The organism is Oceanobacillus saliphilus (assembly GCF_023522835.1).
Taxonomy (GTDB): Bacteria; Bacillota; Bacilli; order Bacillales; family Amphibacillaceae; genus Oceanobacillus; species Oceanobacillus saliphilus.
In genome coordinates this window covers 1-253 of sequence record NZ_JALCZU010000258.1, presented here as the reverse complement: position 1 = coordinate 253, position 253 = coordinate 1, and the positions used below count along the sequence as shown (strand labels likewise).

General features: G+C 73.9%; 1 protein-coding gene. It reads right to left on the bottom strand.

Annotated elements, in window-relative coordinates:
* Positions 1–253, bottom strand: a 253-nt coding sequence (locus tag MN204_RS21955) for a histidinol dehydrogenase (protein WP_249873002.1), incomplete at both ends; no start/stop codon positions are given.

Sequence of the window (253 nt, the reverse complement as noted above, 5' to 3'; positions counted from 1 at the left end):
CGGCGATCCGGTCGGCTAGGGGAGGGGCGTCGCGCAGGAGGTCCTCCACCACGATCACCGCGCCGAACTCGGCCCAGCTCGCGCGAGCCGTCTCGGCGCGCGAGAGCGTGGCGAGCTGGCGCTCCACCGCGGCTTCGACGCGGGCGGCAAGCTCTTCGCTGTCGGTGAGGATACGCGACTGCGCGGCGCGGTCGTGCTCGGCCTGCGCCAGAAGATCGGCGGCCAGCCAGTCCGGATCGTTGTCGCCGTCGGC